The sequence below is a fragment of the Acinetobacter sp. V115_6 genome (genome assembly GCF_031799025.1).
In the GTDB taxonomy this organism is placed as follows: domain Bacteria; phylum Pseudomonadota; class Gammaproteobacteria; order Pseudomonadales; family Moraxellaceae; genus Acinetobacter; species Acinetobacter pittii.
In genome coordinates this window covers 734,150-753,969 of the sequence record NZ_JAVQNO010000021.1, presented here as the reverse complement: position 1 = coordinate 753,969, position 19,820 = coordinate 734,150, and the positions used below count along the sequence as shown (strand labels likewise).

21 protein-coding genes are annotated in these 19,820 nt (G+C 41.0%); 7 read left to right on the top strand and 14 right to left on the bottom strand.

Annotated elements, in window-relative coordinates; genetic code table 11:
* Window positions 1–119: 119 nt before the first annotated feature.
* Window positions 120–938 carry a hypothetical protein gene (locus tag RMA94_RS11980; protein ID WP_311083091.1) on the bottom strand — a complete coding sequence of 273 codons (819 nt, stop codon included), beginning with the start codon at window positions 936–938 and terminating at the stop codon, window positions 120–122.
* A 643-nt stretch (window positions 939–1,581) separates the two neighbouring features.
* Here RMA94_RS11980 and RMA94_RS11975 point away from each other — a divergent pair.
* The 5 genes from RMA94_RS11975 (at window position 1,582) to RMA94_RS11955 (ending at window position 6,711) form a co-directional block, all read left to right on the top strand.
* Window positions 1,582–3,027, top strand: a complete 1,446-nt coding sequence (locus RMA94_RS11975) for a cytochrome ubiquinol oxidase subunit I (RefSeq protein WP_017386136.1) — start codon at window positions 1,582–1,584, stop codon at window positions 3,025–3,027.
* Window positions 3,020–4,027, top strand: a complete 1,008-nt coding sequence (cydB, locus tag RMA94_RS11970) for a cytochrome d ubiquinol oxidase subunit II (protein WP_311083089.1) — start codon at window positions 3,020–3,022, stop codon at window positions 4,025–4,027. The genes RMA94_RS11975 and cydB overlap by 8 nt, the downstream gene beginning before the upstream one ends.
* A gap of 14 nt (window positions 4,028–4,041) precedes the next feature.
* Window positions 4,042–4,176: a hypothetical protein gene (locus RMA94_RS11965; protein WP_005076466.1), complete on the top strand. Its 135-nt coding sequence runs from the start codon at window positions 4,042–4,044 to the stop codon at window positions 4,174–4,176.
* Between the two features lie 98 nt (window positions 4,177–4,274).
* A complete protein-coding gene (locus tag RMA94_RS11960) occupies window positions 4,275–5,693 on the top strand; it encodes a PLP-dependent aminotransferase family protein (RefSeq protein WP_270907095.1) in 1,419 nt (472 codons plus the stop codon).
* A gap of 100 nt (window positions 5,694–5,793) precedes the next feature.
* A complete protein-coding gene (locus tag RMA94_RS11955) occupies window positions 5,794–6,711 on the top strand; it encodes a LysR family transcriptional regulator (RefSeq protein ID WP_270907094.1) in 918 nt (305 codons plus the stop codon).
* A 54-nt stretch (window positions 6,712–6,765) separates the two neighbouring features.
* Here the strand turns inward: RMA94_RS11955 and madM are convergent, their stop codons facing one another.
* Genes madM through mdcA form a run of 9 tightly spaced genes read right to left on the bottom strand, consistent with a single transcriptional unit; the run spans window position 6,766 to window position 14,104 of the window.
* Window positions 6,766–7,527: a malonate transporter subunit MadM gene (gene madM, locus RMA94_RS11950; protein WP_002114328.1), complete on the bottom strand. Its 762-nt coding sequence runs from the start codon at window positions 7,525–7,527 to the stop codon at window positions 6,766–6,768.
* A gap of 44 nt (window positions 7,528–7,571) precedes the next feature.
* Window positions 7,572–7,973, bottom strand: coding sequence for a malonate transporter subunit MadL (gene madL / locus RMA94_RS11945; protein WP_002114391.1), 402 nt, complete (start codon window positions 7,971–7,973; stop codon window positions 7,572–7,574).
* Between the two features lie 53 nt (window positions 7,974–8,026).
* A complete protein-coding gene (gene mdcH / locus RMA94_RS11940) occupies window positions 8,027–8,959 on the bottom strand; it encodes a malonate decarboxylase subunit epsilon (protein WP_270907092.1) in 933 nt (310 codons plus the stop codon).
* Between the two features lie 12 nt (window positions 8,960–8,971).
* Entirely contained in the window at window positions 8,972–9,580 is a 609-nt protein-coding gene (locus RMA94_RS11935) for a malonate decarboxylase holo-ACP synthase (protein WP_270907091.1), read from the bottom strand.
* A complete protein-coding gene (gene mdcE / locus RMA94_RS11930) occupies window positions 9,571–10,398 on the bottom strand; it encodes a biotin-independent malonate decarboxylase subunit gamma (RefSeq protein ID WP_311083083.1) in 828 nt (275 codons plus the stop codon). The genes RMA94_RS11935 and mdcE overlap by 10 nt, the downstream gene beginning before the upstream one ends.
* Entirely contained in the window at window positions 10,395–11,246 is an 852-nt protein-coding gene (locus RMA94_RS11925; RefSeq protein ID WP_213385162.1) for a biotin-independent malonate decarboxylase subunit beta, read from the bottom strand. Before RMA94_RS11925 ends, mdcE begins: the two co-directional genes overlap by 4 nt.
* On the bottom strand, window positions 11,239–11,538 hold the full coding sequence (locus RMA94_RS11920; RefSeq protein ID WP_311083080.1) for a malonate decarboxylase subunit delta: 300 nt from the start codon (window positions 11,536–11,538) through the stop codon (window positions 11,239–11,241). The genes RMA94_RS11925 and RMA94_RS11920 overlap by 8 nt, the downstream gene beginning before the upstream one ends.
* A 2-nt stretch (window positions 11,539–11,540) precedes the next feature.
* On the bottom strand, window positions 11,541–12,425 hold the full coding sequence (locus RMA94_RS11915) for a triphosphoribosyl-dephospho-CoA synthase (protein WP_311083078.1): 885 nt from the start codon (window positions 12,423–12,425) through the stop codon (window positions 11,541–11,543).
* Window positions 12,425–14,104: a malonate decarboxylase subunit alpha gene (gene mdcA / locus RMA94_RS11910; protein WP_311083076.1), complete on the bottom strand. Its 1,680-nt coding sequence runs from the start codon at window positions 14,102–14,104 to the stop codon at window positions 12,425–12,427. The genes RMA94_RS11915 and mdcA overlap by 1 nt, the downstream gene beginning before the upstream one ends.
* Before the next feature lie 405 nt (window positions 14,105–14,509).
* On the opposite strand from mdcA, the gene RMA94_RS11905 reads away from it, so the two are divergent.
* Window positions 14,510–15,697 (top strand): MFS transporter, encoded by a 1,188-nt coding sequence (locus RMA94_RS11905; protein WP_311083073.1) that lies wholly within the window; start codon window positions 14,510–14,512, stop codon window positions 15,695–15,697.
* A gap of 8 nt (window positions 15,698–15,705) precedes the next feature.
* Here RMA94_RS11905 and RMA94_RS11900 read toward each other — a convergent pair whose 3' ends face one another.
* Entirely contained in the window at window positions 15,706–16,299 is a 594-nt protein-coding gene (locus tag RMA94_RS11900) for a GNAT family protein (RefSeq protein ID WP_311083071.1), read from the bottom strand.
* Between the two features lie 42 nt (window positions 16,300–16,341).
* A complete protein-coding gene (locus tag RMA94_RS11895) occupies window positions 16,342–16,977 on the bottom strand; it encodes an FMN-binding negative transcriptional regulator (protein WP_311083069.1) in 636 nt (211 codons plus the stop codon).
* A 114-nt stretch (window positions 16,978–17,091) separates the two neighbouring features.
* Between RMA94_RS11895 and RMA94_RS11890 the strand changes: the two genes are divergently transcribed.
* Complete coding sequence (locus RMA94_RS11890; protein ID WP_311083067.1) at window positions 17,092–18,582, top strand: PLP-dependent aminotransferase family protein; 1,491 nt, start codon at window positions 17,092–17,094, stop codon at window positions 18,580–18,582.
* Window positions 18,583–18,588: 6 nt separating this feature from the next.
* Here the strand turns inward: RMA94_RS11890 and RMA94_RS11885 are convergent, their stop codons facing one another.
* Window positions 18,589–19,278, bottom strand: a complete 690-nt coding sequence (locus RMA94_RS11885; protein ID WP_311083065.1) for an LrgB family protein — start codon at window positions 19,276–19,278, stop codon at window positions 18,589–18,591.
* A gap of 12 nt (window positions 19,279–19,290) precedes the next feature.
* On the bottom strand, window positions 19,291–19,722 hold the full coding sequence (locus RMA94_RS11880) for a CidA/LrgA family protein (protein WP_086398882.1): 432 nt from the start codon (window positions 19,720–19,722) through the stop codon (window positions 19,291–19,293).
* Window positions 19,723–19,820 lie beyond the last annotated feature (98 nt).

Here is a 19,820-nt window from a genome sequence, read left to right as displayed (position 1 = left end):
ATTGCTTTGCTTTTACCATAAAATATTTATTTCACATGAAAACGATTATTTTTTTATAACTGTATTCATTCTTTATATAAGAACCTAAACACAAAGATAAAAAGCTCGTATCTCAAAGACTAAGACGCCTCTTTTTGCCGAACGCTCTGCTGGCTTTGGAGAAGTGTTTGTATATATTCTGAATAGACGGATAACTTTTCAAAAATATGTTCTGAATAAAACATATCATCAATTAGATGCGTCATTTGATGTGTCGTGAAAGTGTCACATAAACCAACCAACGCTGCGTTCATTTGAGCAAATTTCGCGCATAATTTGACATAAGTTTCATCTTTGTTTTTGAATAATAATTTCCGCATTTCTAAGCTATTGAGATTTTTTAAGTCATCATCTTTTGTGGTTTTAATCCAATAAATTTTGACCTTTAAAAATTGCTCCAGTGCTTTTAAATGCTCGACATCTACGTCTAAACTCGTAATTAAAAAAACGGTAGAGAGGTCACTTCGACACAGTGCCTTGATTAAGCTTAAATAAATAAACTCAACTTCATTAAGCTCTGCAAGTTCCAAATCTATATAAATTTTTAGACTTTCTAAAACGTCATCTACTTTAAAGAGTACTTTCTTTTCAGCTTGGTAATATTTATTAAGAATAGAAAGCACAGGCGCAGTTGCAGGCGTTGTATAAATAGCGGCCTTGTTTAAGTTAGCAAAAATAAATGGTGAAAATAGATAGGCCACACTACTTTGCTGTGCCTCAATATGAGATTGGATTAAATATACAGTTTCAGATTTAGAAAAGTCTCTGAGTACTTTCGCTCTTAATAAAGTAGCTTCAAAATTAACGTAGGTTTGCTCTAACTGAGCCAATATAGATACAGGAATAGGCTGATTTTTAATAATTTTATGCAGGACATTGAGTTGAGAAGTAATAAACATTTTTTAACATCCAAGCTATTTTAGAAGAGCTACACTTAAATCAGGTCTTTAATAACCTACGTAACAACCAGACCTCACGCAAAACAACAAAGGAATAAAAGAGAAGAAACTATTCTGCACTTATTACCCAAAGTCGCATTCACTTTGTTTTGGAAAGTGATTTTGGCCATTCGTAAATCTTGTTCATTTATTTTGGACTTTTGAAGAATGGATACATAGCTACAGATATTTGAAAAAAAACTATAGCACACCTCATGAGTGCTTCAGACTGTTATAGTTTTATAAAAAATTTCTGTATCTACATATACAAAAATAGTAAATGCATGATTAAGGAAACTTCTTAAGGTAGGTAGTTTTCATGAGACGATCTATTGCATATCGCCAGATATTTCATCAATGTTTCAATGCAACATGCATTTTTACAAATGCAACATCAAGCATAAACTTTGTTAACAGACTGAGAACAATCAATCAGTCTATTCTCTTGAAATATCAAGCAATTATATTGCTTAACCCTGTTGGCATTTTACTTGCTAAGAACATTTATCACAGAAGCAAGTTTAATCGTCAGAATACTTTGTTGCCTGAAAATAAGTATTTAACTCATTTAACCATCATCAGCTAGTTCACAGGGGGAAAGTTTATGAGCCTCGGTCTAACCGCTCTAGAATTAGCGCGAATACAATTTGCTTTTACAGTATCCTTCCATATTATTTTTCCGGCCACTTCCATCGGTCTTGCCTGCTTTTTAGCAGTGTTAGAGTGGAAATGGTTAAGAACCCAAAACCCGATTTATAAAGATCTATTTAAGTATTGGATTAAGATCTTTGCCGTTGCCTTTGGTATGGGTGTGGTCTCGGGCGTGGTCATGAGTTACCAGTTCGGTACTAACTGGAGTGAATTTTCACGTGTCGCCGGAAGTATTACTGGTCCCTTACTTACCTATGAAGTCTTGAGTGCCTTCTTCTTAGAAGCAGGTTTCTTAGGCATTATGTTATTTGGTTGGGGACGCGTTGGTCCTCGAGCCCATTTCTTTGCAACACTTATGGTTGCCATCGGAACATGTATTTCCATGTTCTGGATTCTATCTTCTAATAGCTGGATGCAGACACCTCAAGGCTTTGCCATCGAAAATGGCATTATTGTGCCAAAAGACTGGTTTGCAATTGTCTTTAACCCATCCTTCCCTTACCGCTTTGCCCACATGGGTGCTGCCGCCTTCTTAGTTTCATCATTATTGGTGGTTGGAACATCTGCATGGCATTTAGTAAAAGGCCGTCGTGATGAATTGGTGAAAAAATCGTTCTCGATGGGTCTCTGGATGGTGCTTGTGACTTCATGTTTACAAGTGGTAATTGGCGATAACCACGGTTTAAACACCCGTGAACATCAACCTGCCAAACTTGCAGCAATGGAAGGACACTGGGAAACCAATCACAATGAGCCGATGCCATTATTGCTATTTGCAATTCCCGATATGAAAGAAGAACGTAACCACTTCGAAGTGGGTGTTCCTTATTTGGGTAGCTTAATTTTAACGCATAGCTTAGATGGCCAAGTGACAGGTTTAAAAGATTTCGCACCTGAAGACCGTCCAAATTCAACCATCGTTTTCTGGAGCTTCCGTGTGATGGTGGGTCTTGGTGTGCTCATGGTCACTTTGTCACTCATTGCACTTTGGTTACGTAAGCGTGGAAAACTCTATGAAACGTCTTGGTTCCATAAATTTGCTGTAGTGATGGGGCCTGCGGGTTATGTGGCAATGCTGGCTGGCTGGATTACTACCGAAGTAGGCCGTCAACCGTGGGTTGTATACGGGATTATGCGCACTAAAGACGGGCTTTCACATACCGTTTCCGCAGATCAGGTGGGCTTGAGTCTCTTTATTTTTGTGGTGGTCTATACCATCGTTTTTGGTAGCGGTATTTACTACACCTTAAAACTCATTAATAAAGGCCCTGTATTTATCGATACTCCAACTATTGAATCTGGTGGTGTTGGACACTTTAAAACACCAATGCGTCCACTCAGTGCTGTCGATGAAAACATTGACGATAATCAAAAATCTGGGGAGAAACATCATGATTGATCTTTCTTTAATATGGGTCGGTATTATTGGTTTAGGTGTTTTAATTTATGTGGTCATGGATGGTTTTGACTTAGGAATCGGAATTATGTTCCCTTTCATTAAGAACAGCCAAGAACGTGACGTCATGATGAATACTGTGGCTCCTGTCTGGGATGGTAACGAAACGTGGATGGTTCTCGGTGGTGCTGGTCTATACGCAGCATTCCCACTGGTCTATTCAACAGTTTTATCAGCACTATATTTACCGATCATTTTCATGGTCATTGCCCTGATTTTCCGTGGAGTTGCTTTTGAATTCCGTTTTAAAGCTCATCGAACCAAACACCTTTGGGACTTGGCTTTCATTTGGGGTTCAGTTTTAACGAGCTTCCTTCAAGGGATTATTTTGGGTGCCTATATCCAAGGGATTAAAACCGAAAATGGTATTTTTGCTGGTGGGTCTTTTGATTGGCTTTCCCCGTTTACCATCTTCACAGGTATTGGCGTAGTTGCCATGTATGCCACTTTAGGCTGTGGATGGCTGATTTTAAAAACTGAAAAAGACTTACAGCAACGTATGTATGAGCTTATGCCAAAGCTGATTATTGCACTGCTCATTATTTTTGGTGGGGTGAGTTTATATACGCCGTTGACGCATCCTGAAATTGCAGATCGCTGGTTCTCGTTACCAAACCTGTTCTATTTTAGTCCTGTACCAATTTTGGTCTTGTTATTTGTTGGCCTGATTTTATCGGCATGTAAAAAGCAGGATCATGACCTTAAACCATTTGCATATACATTGGCTCTTGTTTTCCTTGCATTTACTGGTTTTGTGATTAGTTTATGGCCATATATTATTCCGCCATCAGTCACAATCTGGCAAGCCGCAGCACCGCATTCAAGCCAGATGTTTGCTTTGGTCGGCGCACTTATTTTAATCCCGATCATTATTGCTTACACCATTGTGTCTTATTGGGTATTTAGAGACAAAGTTCGTGTAGGTGACGAAGGCTATCATTAAGTATGGAGGGTTTTATGAAAAAGTCATCCGTTAAACTCAATCAAACCCAATGGTTTATTCTGCTATGGATCGGTGGTTTTTTAGCCTTAGCTGTGATTGCGGGATTGTTTAAAGTTATCTTGATTTATGCAGCCCCTTACTTAAAGTAATTCCAACTTTCTAAACAAATGCCGTTTGTAGATTCTGCAAACGGCATTTATTATTGATTAAGTGCTTCTTTCATTTTGTTATTTCGTGCAGCTCATACATGTATAAATCAGAACAACTCGCTCATAGCATTCGCCAACTCATTGAGAGCGGCAGTTTAAATGCACATGAAAAATTACCGTCATTGAGAGATCAGGTACAACGTTCTGGTTTTAGTTTAATGACCGTCATGAATGCTTATCAGGAGCTTGAATCACAAGGTCTGATCTATTCAAAAGAAAAATCTGGCTACTTCGTTGCAGAGCAAATTGCACTAAAGCCACTCGAGCAATATTCAGTTGTTTCGCTCAATTCTAAAATTGAAATTAATTCCTTAGTTTTTAAATATCTTAAGTCAATTCAATATGAGTCTGTCGTACCTTTTGGTTCAGCTTTTCCGGACAGTCAGCTTTTAACAGCACCCAAACTCATTCAAATTATGGGACAGCTTGCACGCCAAAGACAAAGTTATGACCAGACCACAAGCCTACCTCCAGGTAATTTAGCCCTAAGAAAACTGATTGCTCAGCGCTACTGTATGCAAGGCATACAGACTGACCCAGATGACATTGTCATTACATCAGGAGGTTTGGACGCGCTTAACCTTTCTCTACAAGCCGTTGCTCAACCTGGCGATTATATTTTATTACAGCAAACTGTATTTTATGGGGCTTGGCAAGCCGCTGAGCGTTTAGGACTTAAAGTGATTACCATTCCTGAGCATCCGCAACATGGTTTTGACCTAGAGGCTTTTGAACAAGTCATTCAAACCTATCCTATCAAGGTCTGTTGGCTCATGCTGAATGCCCATAACCCGATTGGTTTTACCGTCAGTGATGACATTAAATATAAAATTGCCAAGTTGCTTCATGAGCATCAAATTTATTTGATTGAAGATGATGTCTATGAAGAGCTTTTTTATGGCGGCCAAAAACCACTTTCAATGAAGTATTTTGATCAACAAAATCTGGTGCTTCACTGCTCTTCTTTTTCTAAAACATTAGGTGCAGGTTTTCGGGTTGGTTGGGTCTATGCGGGTAAATTTTCAGACCATATTCAACACTTGCAGCTCATGAGTACCATTTCAGTCAATGCACTCATTCAAAATGCATTGGTTGAGTTTTTATCTCATCATCATTATGAAAAACACTTGCGTACACTTAGACTTTCACTTGAACGTTATAAAAAGCAGTTTTATCACTATTTAAAGCAGCATTTACCAAGCTCTTGCGAAGTGTATTACTACCCAAGTGGCTATTTTCTATGGGTCAAACTTCCTAGTACGCTAGACAGTATGCAAGTTTATGAAGAGTTGATTCAGCAAGACATTGGCGTTGCGCCAAGCCCTTTGTTTAGTGTTTTACCCGCACAGCAGCATTATTTGAGAATTAACTGTTCTTTTGAATGGAACACTAAAATTCAAAGTGCATTAGATCAGGTTATCAAAACCATTCAACAAAGAGTTGAAGCAAGTATCTAAAGAAATGCTTCGACCTAAGCACAATTTTATAGACTTTATTTTGTGGTAACTTTATAGCTCAAATCTATAGTTTTAAGGGAAACAGGTTCAAAGGCTTAATATGGAAATTGATGAAGAACTCACCCTTAAAAAAATACAGATTTTTTTGGCTTTTATGCGCTGTGGAAATTTGTCTAAAACAGCCACAGAAATGCAGCTGAGTAATGTCAGTGTTCATAAAGCCTTACACTCTTTAGAAAGCGCTTTACGTTGTCCTCTTTTTAAAAATGAAGGCCGTAACCTAATTCCTTTAAAAAGTGCTTATGTATTTGAAGAACGGGCGCAAAAAATCGTACAAGACATTTTTATTACCGTAAATAAAACCAGAGAGGCTGCGGGTTTTGCAGCTAAGGTTTTACATTTAGGTTCTCTTTATTCTTTGACGGTAAATACGATTCCAAATGTGATTAGCGGTCTTAAGCTCAGACGTAGTGAGCTTGATATTCAACTATTACTCAGTTCAAATCAGGATTTGGTCAAAAAGCTTAAAGCGACAGAGCTTGATGCGATTATCGTGGCTTTAAATGAAACCACTCAAGATGATGACTTTGAAATTTTGCCGATGTTTTCAGATGACATTTTTTTGGCCGTCAATAAAGATTCAAAATATGCAGATTTTAAAGACATTGATTTAAGCCTTTTAAAAGAAGAAACTTTTTTAACTTTAACTAAAGGTTTTGCCACTCATAACGACAGCGACATCATATTTAAAAGAGCTGGTTTTTCACCAAAAGTTGCTTTACAGGTCAATGATATTTTTACCTTAATTAGTATGGTCAGCTCAGGTGTCGGTTTTGCTCTACTACCCGGCCGTATTTCTGCAGTTTATGAAAGTTCGGTAAAACTTATTCCACTAAAACAGCAATATCATATGCAACAAGAAATTGGACTGGTCTTTTTAAAAAGTAAGGAAAGAGACCCTAACTTACTTGCTCTGATTGCTGAATGTCGAATGTTCGCCACTAATTTTAAAAGATAAATATCGGCAACTTATTAAAGAATAATGAGTTGCCGTTATAGGATTTTCAAAAATTTATCCAAAAATCGCATTAACCGTTAAGAAAAAGACAGAAGGTCCAAGTAAGCACCCTAGTCCTGTATAGAAGGTCGCAACTAAAGCGCCATAAGGGACAAGTCGTACATCTGTGCCTGCCAATCCCGCAGCTGTACCACTGGTTGTTCCTGCCAAACCGCCAAATACCATGGCTGAGCGTGGACTTTTTAGATACATAAATTTCGCAAGAAGTGGCGTACCGACCATAAAGAAAACTGACTTGATTAAACCAATTGCAATAGAAAGTGCGATGACATCAGAACTCGCGCCAATTGCAGTGCCAGTAATTGGACCTACAATATAAGTCATTGCGCCTGCACCGATCGTTGTCATCGAAATTGGATCTCGATACCCCATGACCCATGCAACCATAACCCCAATTGCAAAAGGCACAACACAACCAAGCATTAATGCAATTAGACCAATTTTGCCTGCTTTCTTCACTTCTTTCACATCAACTTCAAATGCAGTTGAAGCAATAGCTAAATCACGAATCATGGCTCCGCCCAACAGCGCAAAACCAGAAAAAATAGCGATGTCAGAAACGCCTTTGGTTCCTTGCGTATAAACCCCTGCGAAGTAAGCAACAACCAAACCTAAAGTAATCGCGATTGCAGAGCTTTGTAATTTTCCCTTCGTCAAATATTTTGAGAGTAGATGGGAAACGAACATCATTAAACCCGTTACGGCAAGAGCAGTAACTAATGCATTTTTTGATAACACAGCAATTATAGCGTCCATCATTTAAATCCTTTTTGATTGAACTTTTTGTAGTTTATGTTTGCTTAGGCTATTTTTTCCTTGGATTCTATCGTCCATTCATAGGTTTCATAGTCGCCACTAATTCTATTTAAATAACGGATGACTAAAACCGTGCCGATTAACGATGCAATAGAGACAATCAGTCCTAACATGCCCCCTGATAAAGCGGCAACCACATTTTGACCTGCTGACATCGCAACTACGATCGGAATATACATACCTGACCAATACAAGACGCCAAATTGTGTGACTTGAGGTAAGTAACCTTTTTTTGCCAATAACTCTTTAGATAAGATTAACAGAATCATCGAAATAGCCACTCCACCGACATTGGCTTTAACGCCTAATACCATGCCTAAGGTGTTGCCAAGATAGTCACCTAATAAATGGCAGATCGCTAATATTGCTGTTCCATAAATAATCATTGTAAATCCCTCATATCCTTGGGTTATTACTCAATTTTTAATTTGTATTGTAATTACAGAGAAGCATTATTTTCGTTTTGCATTGCCAATTGAATGCTGTCTAAACGTGTTCCCTGAAATGACAATACAGTTCCTTCTTTAAACGTTCGACGTGCAAGTGTAGTAAGTACCGTTCCCGGCAAAGCTTCGATCTGTAACCTCACACCTCGCTCCCATGCAGCTTGGATGGTACTTTCCCAATCTACAGTTCGACTCATATTAAAAGCCAAGTCATCACCAATCTGTTCTGGCCTGCTAAGCGTACGAGCCGTTGTACCACTTAAATATCGTATTTTAGGCTGCTTTAAAGTCACTCCCTCCATAGACGCTGCAAGTTGCTTTGCTTGCTGACTTAATAATTCACAGTGCGATGGCACCGATACATCTAATTTTTTTGCCACCACGCCTTGTTGCTTTGCCAAAACAGCAACTTGGTTCATGGCTTCAAAGCCTCCTGAAATAACGATCTGGTTATGTGCATTAATATTTGCGACAAAAACCTCTGGCGTTATTTCATAAATTTGTTTGACCCATGTTTCAACAGCTGCACGGTCTGTACCAATTAGGGCCGTCATGCCATAGCCTGTTGGATAGGCGTTTTGCATGAGTTCACCTCGATAGGCAACCAAACGAACGGCATCCTCAAAGGCTAAAACTCCTGCTACAACCGCAGCCGACCATGCGCCAATTGATAGACCCGCTACATAATCAGGTGTTAAGTTTTCCGCTGTTAATAAAGCTGAACTCACCACACCTGAAATCAGTAAACAAAGCTGTACTGCACGTGTCGACTGCAATGCAGCCGGGCTATCTAGCATCAAGACATCTTCTTTGAGTGCATCCGATGCACGCTCAAGGTATTCTTTGACCAGAGCGGTTTGTGGTAGGTCATGCAACATATTGCTTCGTTGCACACCTTGACCCGGATATACCCAAATTGAAGCCATGATATCTATTCCCTAATTCCATGGGTTTTCTACTAAAACAGCGCCATCAGGACGTTTTAATAGAACTTTTCCGCTATTCCTGGCCCATTCTTTTAAAGCCAAACCACCTTGTGGAAGTTGTAGCTGTATATCCACATTGAGCCCTGCTTGCTGAAAATTTTCGAGTAGCTCAACTGCCTGTTTTTTGGCAAAAGGCTGTTCAGCTCGAATCAACAAATCTATATCACTTTGCTGAGTTACTGTTTTAATGCTCGTTGCCAGCTCAAACCCGAAACTTCCTGTATATCCCCAACATCCTGAAAAGTTTTTCATAATGCTGGAAATGCTTTGTAAACGTTCTGCCAAGTGCTCAAACTGTTGCGTATCTATGCGAGTCAGCGCTTCTGGCTTAAGCTGTCTGCTAATTGCAGATCGTGGCATTTGAGCTGCATAACGTTGATGACGAAATTGCCCTCTTACACCCACAGCTACCTGATCTACAGGAGTAATTGCCCGTCGAACCACAACAGGATCACCTCGTTGCAATACCTCTCTCACCCAATGCGGAGCATCATCGGCTATGCAATCGACCGTCATGCCCCACAACAAATCATGGGCTTCAAGCTTAAGTTTCATGACCATTGCTCACGCAATAATTCACGGACTTTTTTAGACATTTGACGGTTTTGGCCATGAAGTCTTTGTTCAAGTCCTCTCGATTGATCAGCATTAATTTCTTTAAACGCTTGAGCAATTGCCTGTTTCGCTAACAAAAGATCATCGGTTGTTGGTTGTTCAGGGTTTTCAACAAATAACAGTTCAGATAACAAACCAAGCGTTGCATAACTTTCAATGTCATAAGCCATTGGCGGAATGCTTGAGGCCAATTGCTCTAACTCATCAACCGATCGCAAGGTAACGCGTGCAGCAGATTCCTTACCCATCGCATGCACCATAACACCTGAATCTTTTAAGGCAATAATACGATTGGCTTGGTATCCATGCGCCAAGAAAGCACCAGACATCGACTTACCAACCAATAAACTCACAATAGGATGACCTGCCAATCTGGCTCTAGCATAGCTATCTACTGCACCCGCTAAAGCTTGATGAATACCTAATAATTCTTCGCGGCGCCCATAGGCCTGACTTGGAACATCAACCAAACATAAAATAGCGCGTTTAGTTTCCGAATGAATATCATCTTGAATCACGTCATCAACTGCTTTTGCCAAACTCCAGCCTTCCAGTAGCCCAACCTCACCTTGTCTCGCGCGTGGGAACAGATTATTGCTGTCTTGGACAACTGCAATCACACGTACCGCTTGTTGATCAATCTGACCATCAGCCACCCAAATAGAAGCTGGAAAACCTTCAACTGTCTTAAATCCCTGCGTGAGTGCTTTAAACCAATGTGCACCACGTGTAGATGCTTTTAATGTATCAACGGCGATATTCATGCTTGCTCTCCTTGATACAAAGCTTGAACCTGTGCTGGGGTAATCTGCTCAGCAGTATCGACTTGTTGTAGCTTCGCTAAATAGAATGAGTAGTTTGAACTACGATGCTGCTGAGGCACGCCTTGAGTTAAATAATCGATGACTTGCTGACGAATTTTCTGGCGATCATCGTCAACATAAGCATCTGCCAAACCACTCGCGAAGCGCTGATTACCACCTGTAATACTCCATATAAATGGACGATCCTTGGAGTTATATTCTTGTACACCAGCTTCTTGTTCGATTACTTGCGGGCCATTTAAGCCTAAACGTCCTTCTTGTGTCATTACAATATAGCTACATAGTCCAGCCGCAATTGACATACCGCCGAAGCACCCTACACTACCTGCAACTACTGCAATCACAGGTTGATACTGACGTAAGTTCACAATTGCAGCCTGAATTTCAGCAATTGCAGCCAAACCAAGATTTGCTTCCTGTAAGCGAACGCCGCCCGTCTCTAATAGTAAAATTGCCGCTGTTGGAATTCCTTTTAGATTGTCTTCAACTGCAAGTTCTAAGGCACCCGCAATTTTGGCACCGCCCACCTCACCTAAACTTCCACCTTGAAATAAACCTTCAATCGAAATTAAAACTACTGGCTGTTCTTGAATAGATCCTTTTGCAATCACCACGCCATCATCAGCTTGCGGCACAATATTTTGCTTAACCAACCAAGGTGACATGACACGTGCAAATGGGTCAAGTAGCTCTCGAAAAGTCCCTTCATCTAATAGCGCTTTGGCACGTTCTCTCGCACTGAGTTCAATAAAATCTTGTTTATTTAACAAGCTTTGAATATCAGTCATGAGCAATCTCCTCTAATGCTTGTTCCAGACGTAAGCGAACAACACCAGGAGTTGCACCAAAGTCATGAATATCAATATTGACGGCAGGTGGTATTTGCGCAGTAAAAATCCGTTCAAAAAGATTGTGCCAACGTGCTGCACTGCCATCTACCGAAGTCACCACCTGAATAGTAGTTTTTCCCGCCTCACTAGGTTCCATCAGAATTTCTAAATCACCTGACCCCACACATCCGACTAATGCTTTTTTTACAGGTGGCTCTGTCGCCAAAAACTCAAAATGAAGTGTTTCCATAATCAAAATCCCTCTTTATTTTTTGAAGATGACTGCTCAACACGATCTATAAACAATGTTGCTGCCAACAAATCGGCTGCTCCGCCAGCGGATGCTTTCATCCTAAGTAGGTCAATCTCTAACAAATGCAAAGCACGTCGGCCTTCTAGGCTTGAACTACCGCCCAAATCGAGCACTTGCTGAGCCCCTTGTTGCATACGCTTTAGGCCGTGAGTTCCAGAGCGATAGAGCACACAGGTATCTGTCAAGTTAGTCATCATGGCAAGCAAAGCATCTAATCGAGCAAACTCTTCTTTCATCGGTTTACTGCGACTTTGATAAAGCTGCTTTAAACCAAAATTCACAATAGTTGGGAAGCCTTGTTGTGCCTGTTCTTTTGCACCTAAGACAGCTAATCTTTTCTGTACCTGCTGACCATGACTCAAAGCCTGTTTGGGAATAAACCGATCTTCTAGCTGGGCAATCTGACCTGCTAACTGACATAATTCAACAGCCGATAAGTACTGTTGATTTGTGCGCGCAAGTGCTGCTGCCGTGACCATTAAACCCAAGGCCCAAATTGCACCGCGGTGTGTGTTGACTCCATCTGTTGCCAACATCATGGTGTTTTCACCTTGGCGACCAATTTCACCAATGTCTTCACGCAAGGCCTGACACACTGTTCCGTGCTGGATTGCTGCTTGCGCCATCGCATCAAACATTGGGCGTAGACTTTTCGCAGAACGCTCCATTAATTCCAAAGTCAGATCATCATGTGCGCCACTGCCACGACGGTCGACCAAGGCGGGCTTTGGTGTCAGATTCACTTCATCAATTAAAGCCTCGACCGCCATGTCTGCTAAAAGCTGACTATGGCTGAGTGTTTGATATTGAATTTGAGCCATCATTACCAACTCCTGAATTTTGCAGGTGGTTGATATAAACCATCAGACCATGTCACCAAGTCGGCAATATTTTTTGCAGCTAAAAGTTCACGTGTAGCATCGGTACGGCGAATGCCTAAATCTTCTGGGAATACCACTAAACCTTCACGTCTTAAACGTGCCGTTGTTTTAGGGTCTTGGCTTAAACCAATACTGGTTACCCCTGCCACTGCGGCAATCATGGCTTGACGCTCTTCTTGGCTACTTGCTTTATATAAATAAGCAATGCCTTCTTCGGTGAGTAAATGGGTCACATCATCGCCATAAATCATGATCGGTGCTAAAGGCAGACCTGCGGTTTTAGCAACATCAATCGCATCAAGACGATCCACAAAAGTCGGCTTACCACCTTCTTGAAAGGTTTCCACCATTTGCACAACTAGCTTTTTACCGCGGGCCAAATAGGTTTCTGTTTGATTGGCACCTTGCAAGCGCATATCTAGCCATGCTGGTGTATCATGGCGGCGTCCGCGCGGGTCATGCCCCATGTTCGGTGCACCGCCAAAGCCAGCTAAACGACCTTTAGTGACAGTCGAAGAATGCCCCATGCCATCAACTTGCAAAGTTGCGCCGATAAATAGATCAACGGCGTACTGACCTGCAAGCTGACACATCATGCGGTTAGAACGTAAGGCGCCATCGCGACCTGTAAAGAAAATGTCGAGACGAGCGGCAACATATTTTTCCATACCGAGTTCAGTACCAAAACAATGCACACTTTCTACCCAACCTGTTTCAATCGCTGGAATTAAGGTTGGATGTGGGTTAAGAGTCCAGTTTCGGCAAATTTTCCCTTTTAAACCTAAAGACTCACCATAGGTCGGTAAAATCAACTCAATTGCCGCAGTGTTAAAACCAATCCCATGGTTTAACGATTGCACATTATGCTTTTCATAAATTCCGCGAATTGCCATCATGGCCATAAGCACATGCACTGGCTTGATGTGTTTCGGATCACGAGTAAATAACGGTTCGATATAAAATGGCTGATCTGCCACCACCACATAATCAACCCAAGAAGCAGGAATATCGACACGTGGTAAATCTGAAACGTCATCGACCAGTTCATTGACCTGAACAATCACAATACCGTCACTAAAAGCCGCAGGTTCAATAAGTGCTGGAGAATCTTCGGTGCTAGGGCCTGTATAGATATTGCCTTGGCGGTCCGCCATAAAACCCGCCGAGAGCACCACATTTGGAATTAGGTCGACCACCAAACGTGAATACAACTCGATATAGGTATGAATGGCACCAATCTCTAGCAGTCCATCTTCAATTAACTGACTAATACGTAAACTTTGCGGGCCAGCAAAAGAAAAATCGAGCTTACGTGCAATGCCTTTTTCAAACAGATCAAGATGTTCTGAACGCCCTACGCTTGGCATGATCATATGCAAATCATGCAAAACATCTGGATTGGTTTGAGCCAAAGAGCGCGATAAAAAATCTGCTTGCTTTTGGTTATTCCCTTCGAGTACAACTCTGTCACCCGGAGTAATCAGGGTTTCTAAAACTTTAATAATGTCTTGAGTTGGAATCACCACACCATCTGTATATTGGTTTGCCATCTCTAGTTTTAGTTGTTTGGCATGACGCCGCTTTGTCCATAATCGTTCTTTATTCTGAACTGAGCCTTCCATGTGTTTACCTATAGATCGCAGTTTTGTTCTGAATCTATAAAAACGCTTTATGGACTTTCGATCAATCAACCTAGATGAGCTGTTATTAACCTCAGGTTAACGATTTATTTTAAGGTGGATGAAAAAGAATTTGAGAGAATAGACACATTAAATGTCTTAGATAAATAGACTTATTTAGAAAACTGGTACTGCAACTGTTTTGCATCAAATTATCAGATGATAGAATATTAAGCCTGATCATTCAGCTACAAATATTTGATAAGAAATAGTTTATGCCAAAGAAATATTGTTATATCTATCGCCAAGAACATCTCAACATTTTCCAGCTGAGCTGTTGATACTTTTTTCCTATATAAAAACGCAGCACCCAGACTCATCAATTAACACATATAATTAAAGGCTTTCATGCTTCAAAATACTATGCACCGCCAAGTATTAATTTTGGCGAGTTCCCAATCACTTTTCCAAACCGTTTCTGTCATGGTCATGACCATTGGTGGCTTGGCGGGGGCAAATATTGCAAATACCCCAACACTTTCAACGCTGCCCATCGCCTCTATGTTTTTAGGTACGGCCTTGATGATGTTCCCTGCCTCAATATTAATGGCACATATTGGACGGCGTAACGGTTTTCTATTCGGTGCTTTTTTAGGTGTGCTCGGCGGCATTATCGCATCAATTGGTATTTTTTATAGTTCACTCATGCTTCTGGCTTTGGGTACGCTATGTGTTGGCGCATATCAATCCTTTGCCCAGTTTTATCGTTTTGCTGCCAGTGAAGTCGCAAATGATGCGTTCCGCTCACGCGCTATTTCTTGGGTGATGGCAGGTGGAATTGTTGCAGCTCTCATTGGCCCAACTTTAGCACGCTTCGGCGGACCTTTATTCCAGCATTTAGAATATATCGGTTCATTTTTAATTATTAGCATCATCTCACTTGTCGCAATGGGCATTTTATCTAGCCTACATATTGCCAATACAGTTGAGCAAAAGTCTGACTTTTCTGCTGGTCGCCCATGGCAACAGATTGTCTTTCAGCCTACCTATTTAGTTGCTTTGTTTAGTGCCGTCACAGGTTATGGCATTATGATTTTAGGTATGACTGCAACACCCATAGCCATGCGACATTCACATCATGAACTTGGAACGATTACAACCGTCATTCAGCTTCATGTGCTTGGTATGTTCCTACCTTCATTCTTTACTGGACATTTAATCGCCCGATTTGGTGTGCTTAAAATCATGTTTGCCGGTCTTATATTATTTGCTTGCTATATTGGTTTCTCCCTCTCGGGTATTCAGTTCGCATCGTTTGCAATCTCACTCATTTTATTAGGTGTGGGATGGAACTTTTTATTTATTGGCAGCACTTCTTTACTTACCGGAACGTATACAGCGGCTGAAAAAGCCAAGGCTCAAGCCATTAACGACATGACTGTTTTTGTTGTCGGCTTAATTTGTTCTTTTAGTGCAGGTGCTTTACTGGATTTATTTGGCTGGAAAGCAATGAATATGGCTTTAATACCATGGCTGGTGATTGCCGCAGCTTCTCTCTTCTGGCTAAGCCAAAAAAGAGAAAAACAGCTTGCTTAAAATTCCTTTTAGCGCGGTTTATTCAACATCCATTCCAGATTTTGGCGAACCGCAGGCCACTCATGTTTTAAAATGCTGTAAACGTGAGTGTCCCGCAAAATATCATCTTTTACAATTTGATGGCTTCTTAGCACACCGTCTAGCTTTGCACCCAAACGTACGATCGCGGCTTGACTTTGAACATTTAAAGAAGATGTGCGTAACTCAACAGCAATACAGTTTAAAGTCTCAAATGCATGAGCCAACAGTAGCTTTTTACACTCGGTATTTACAGGTGAACGCTGTGCAGACTTGCGGTACCAAGTCGACCCAATTTCTACACGGCGATGCGCTTCTTCAATATGCATGAGGGTCGTCATGCCAAGCGCTCGCCCCGTTTTTCGGTCTTCAATATAAAATGGCAACATAGAACCAGAATTTTGCAAACCGAGTCGTCTTTCAATTTCAGCAGTCATCTGTTCAGGTCTTGGCACACGGGTATACCAAAGATTATAGAGTTCCCCATCGCAAACGGCCTCTTTGAGCGCTTCAGCTTGAGTTACATCTAGCAGCTTTAAAATAACGTGCTCACCTACCAACTCAACAGGTGTAGTAAAAGACATCTTTGTCTCCTCAATTGATATTAAAGTTTTATATTTTCAAAATTATTTATTTAACTCAGCCACACTATACATAGCGTCTGCTATGGTTTGATGACCAGATTTCGATAGGCCATCTGCCGCGCCTAAAATGTCTCGGCGTTCTTTGTTTTGCCCAAGTTTTGATTTTCCTTGCAGCTTAGTAATTTCAATTTCTATTCCCACAATCGCCTTTAACATCGGTTCAAGATAATCCTTTGGTGCATCCGACATTTTCCATGGTTCAGGTTGAGATGCTTCGTGGGTACGAGTTAAACGAGCCACAACACCGCGAACATAACGTTCATCATCTCGAATGGTCACTTTGCCATAAGCATGCACAACCCTATAGTTCCATGTCGGCACTTGTCTGTGCTGTTCATGTTTGGATGGGTACCAGTTTGGTGAAATATAAGCATCGCCTGCTTGAAACACGACCAACACCTCATCTCCATTTTTAATGACCTGCCAGACAGGATTAACTCTAGACACATGCGCACGTAGTACACCCAATTCCCCTTCACCTGCCTGTAATTCGAATGGAAGATGATTTGCATCTAAGCCATTACTTCCATGAGTAAAAAGCACTCCAAATGGATGTTCTGCAATAAGAGAATGCAACACATCCAAACGGTTTTCTGCAAAATCATCAGGGATATACATGACTAAAACCTCACTGTAAATATCAGGGTTATTTATATTTTGTGTTGTAAATTTTCTGGTTTCTGTGGTTTATTAAAAAGAACCACTTTGTATTTTTTTAAGTAGACCAGAATTATGGCAAGAATGGCAAAAGTTGTTGAACTTCCGTCTATTGCAAAAATTGATAAAAGCCAAGGAAAGATTAGTGCTCAACTAACTCAAGCTTTGCGTGAAGCTGTACAAAGCGGTGATTTACAGCCCGGCGATCCGTTGCCTTCTTCACGTGAACTGGCTCAAACACTTGGGGTCGCTCGCGGAACAATTATCGAAGCTTACGATCAGCTTTTAGCTGAAGGTGTGTTTGACTCTCAAGCACGAACTGGCACTTATGTGTCTCATGCTTTGGTTAAAACATCTGTAATACAACATTCATCAAAAGAAAATAAACCTAACTCGATATCGTTGACCAAATCGGCACGTTCTTATGCCAAAGTGCTTGATGAATTTAAGCCACTTCCTCATGTTCCTTTTGCGGTATCTGTCCCCGTCGGTCGTACTCAACCAAGTGATATCTGGCGTAAATTTGGTAATAAATTTAGATCACGAGGTGCAGGTGCTCCTTCTGGTTATGGTGAACCTCAAGGCGTGTTATCACTAAGAGTCGCTATAGCTGACTATGTACGCCGATCACGCTCTGTCCACTGCGAACCTGACCAAATTGTGATTACTCCCGGTATTCAGCAATCACTTTATATTTGTAGCCAGATTTTATTTGAAGCAAAAGATGAAGTTTGGATTGAAGATCCAGCTTATCGAGGTACAACAGCCATTTTTGAACATGCTGTACAGAACATTCGCATGGTGCGTGTTCCTGTTGATGAAGAAGGTATTCAAGTTGAAACTGGAATTAAACTTTCTAAACATGCACGTGCTGCTTTTGTGACGCCGTCTCACCAATATCCACTTGGCATGCCAATGAGTCTAGCAAGACGCACCGCGTTATTAGCTTGGGCAAAACAGCAAAATGCATGGATCATTGAAGATGACTATGACAGTGAACTTCGCTATAACGGACAGCCCTTCCCATCTTTACAAGGCATGGCACCTGACCAAGTGATTTATCTTGGGACTTTCAGTAAGGTCTTATTTCCGTCACTCAGACTTGGCTATGCAGCATTGCCTAAAGAATTGGTGGCACCTTTTTGTGGGCTAAGAGTATTAATTGATCGACACCCACCTGCTGCCGACCAGCACGTTTTAGCTGCTTTTATTCAAGAGGGCTATTTAGAGCGACATATTCGACGGACTCGGAATGTCTATGCAGAAGTTCGAGAATACATTATTGGCTTGATTGAAAAATATATACCCCAAGAACTGGCTTGGTTACAGCCGGGCGATCAAGGCATGCATATGGTGTTATGGCTTGCTCATCATATTAATGACATTGACGTTGCAAGCTCGGCAGTCGATGCAGGCATTGCGATTAAAGCAATTTCACCCACATTTTCAAAAGAACAACAACGTCCGGGTTTAATTGTTGGCTTAGGCGATTTTGAACCCGAACTAATGAGACAGGCCATAAAAAAACTATCAAACATTATTCAACAACATGACAAGCCGACTTAGACAAACCTACAACAGCAACCATAGATGAATCGCAAATGGCCCAATCAGTACCATTAAAATACCTGCAATGACCATGGTCAAACTGGCAATCACACCTTCTTCACTATTTCTTTGCTGTGCTCTCACTGTACCAAAACCATGCGCTGCATTACCAAAGGCCGCCCCATTGGCCACATTTGAACGAATTTTAGTAATCGCTAAAATTGCATCACCACAAATCATACCGACCAAACCAGTAATAACGGTAAATAGTGAAACTAATGCTGCCGAACCGTGAATATCTTCCGCTAAAATCATGGCAAATGGTGTTGAAATAGAACGTGCCATTAAACTGTTGGTCACTTCTGGGCTAAAGTGGAACCACTGTGCCATTTCATAGGCAGACATCACACCTACACTCATCCCCACAATAATCGCAATTGAAAGGACTCCAAGGTTTTTACGAATCGTTTCCCGATAACGATAAATCGGTACAGCGAAAGCAACCGTTGCTGGTCCTAATAAATTAACAATCCACTGCGTATCTTCTGAATAAGTTTGATATGAAATTCCAAAAATCGTCATCAAAATGATAGTGAGTATAGGCACACTAATGGCAGGAGACAACCAAAGTTTTGGATGCTTTTGATAGATTCGCTTTGCCACAACATAGGCGACCAAAGTCCAGATCAGACAAAGAATTGACCAAATATTCATGTCGTTCGCTCTTTAGATATGCTTATGTTGAAGACGTTTGCGGGCCTGTAAATAAGCTTTCAAACGATTGTAATAGTGAATCGTGAGGCAGGTACTGAGCATGACTGAAATGGTCCCAACCGCAATGCTCAAGACAATTTGCCATCCTTCGGTCATAAACAAGGTTTTATACTGAACTACGGCAACGACTACAGGCACAAAAAACAGTAATAGCTCACCTAAAACAACGGTTGCTCCCATTGCCACCTGATCCATTTTGATAATTTTAAAGAACAGGCATAGAAGCAATAAAAACATACCCAAAATGCCTGCCGATACAGGCACACCGAGTTTTTGATGTAAGAGATATCCGACCCACCAAAATCCAGCCAAAATCAAAATTTGTTTAACTAAAACTAAAAATGAAGGTTGTTTGGGTGTTCCAGAAGCAGATTCAGTACTCATTTTGCGAAATTAAATGGTTAACTACACTATTATGCTATCTTGGTTAAACCTGCTAAATATGAATTATTTATGTTAATATTATTCCAAAATGGAATAAT

Bases quoted from the DNA above. Each gene is read 5' to 3' on its own strand.
- RMA94_RS11980 (WP_311083091.1), bottom strand. From the start codon at position 938: ATGTTTATTACTTCTCAACTCAATGTCCTGCATAAAATTATTAAAAAT.
- RMA94_RS11975 (WP_017386136.1), top strand. From the start codon at position 1,582: ATGAGCCTCGGTCTAACCGCTCTAGAATTAGCGCGAATACAATTTGCT.
- cydB (WP_311083089.1), top strand. From the start codon at position 3,020: ATGATTGATCTTTCTTTAATATGGGTCGGTATTATTGGTTTAGGTGTT.
- RMA94_RS11965 (WP_005076466.1), top strand. From the start codon at position 4,042: ATGAAAAAGTCATCCGTTAAACTCAATCAAACCCAATGGTTTATTCTG.
- RMA94_RS11960 (WP_270907095.1), top strand. From the start codon at position 4,275: ATGTATAAATCAGAACAACTCGCTCATAGCATTCGCCAACTCATTGAG.
- RMA94_RS11955 (WP_270907094.1), top strand. From the start codon at position 5,794: ATGGAAATTGATGAAGAACTCACCCTTAAAAAAATACAGATTTTTTTG.
- madM (WP_002114328.1), bottom strand. From the start codon at position 7,527: ATGGACGCTATAATTGCTGTGTTATCAAAAAATGCATTAGTTACTGCT.
- madL (WP_002114391.1), bottom strand. From the start codon at position 7,973: ATGATTATTTATGGAACAGCAATATTAGCGATCTGCCATTTATTAGGT.
- mdcH (WP_270907092.1), bottom strand. From the start codon at position 8,959: ATGGCTTCAATTTGGGTATATCCGGGTCAAGGTGTGCAACGAAGCAAT.
- RMA94_RS11935 (WP_270907091.1), bottom strand. From the start codon at position 9,580: ATGGTCATGAAACTTAAGCTTGAAGCCCATGATTTGTTGTGGGGCATG.
- mdcE (WP_311083083.1), bottom strand. From the start codon at position 10,398: ATGAATATCGCCGTTGATACATTAAAAGCATCTACACGTGGTGCACAT.
- RMA94_RS11925 (WP_213385162.1), bottom strand. From the start codon at position 11,246: ATGACTGATATTCAAAGCTTGTTAAATAAACAAGATTTTATTGAACTC.
- RMA94_RS11920 (WP_311083080.1), bottom strand. From the start codon at position 11,538: ATGGAAACACTTCATTTTGAGTTTTTGGCGACAGAGCCACCTGTAAAA.
- RMA94_RS11915 (WP_311083078.1), bottom strand. From the start codon at position 12,425: ATGATGGCTCAAATTCAATATCAAACACTCAGCCATAGTCAGCTTTTA.
- mdcA (WP_311083076.1), bottom strand. From the start codon at position 14,104: ATGGAAGGCTCAGTTCAGAATAAAGAACGATTATGGACAAAGCGGCGT.
- RMA94_RS11905 (WP_311083073.1), top strand. From the start codon at position 14,510: ATGCTTCAAAATACTATGCACCGCCAAGTATTAATTTTGGCGAGTTCC.
- RMA94_RS11900 (WP_311083071.1), bottom strand. From the start codon at position 16,299: ATGTCTTTTACTACACCTGTTGAGTTGGTAGGTGAGCACGTTATTTTA.
- RMA94_RS11895 (WP_311083069.1), bottom strand. From the start codon at position 16,977: ATGTATATCCCTGATGATTTTGCAGAAAACCGTTTGGATGTGTTGCAT.
- RMA94_RS11890 (WP_311083067.1), top strand. From the start codon at position 17,092: ATGGCAAGAATGGCAAAAGTTGTTGAACTTCCGTCTATTGCAAAAATT.
- RMA94_RS11885 (WP_311083065.1), bottom strand. From the start codon at position 19,278: ATGAATATTTGGTCAATTCTTTGTCTGATCTGGACTTTGGTCGCCTAT.
- RMA94_RS11880 (WP_086398882.1), bottom strand. From the start codon at position 19,722: ATGAGTACTGAATCTGCTTCTGGAACACCCAAACAACCTTCATTTTTA.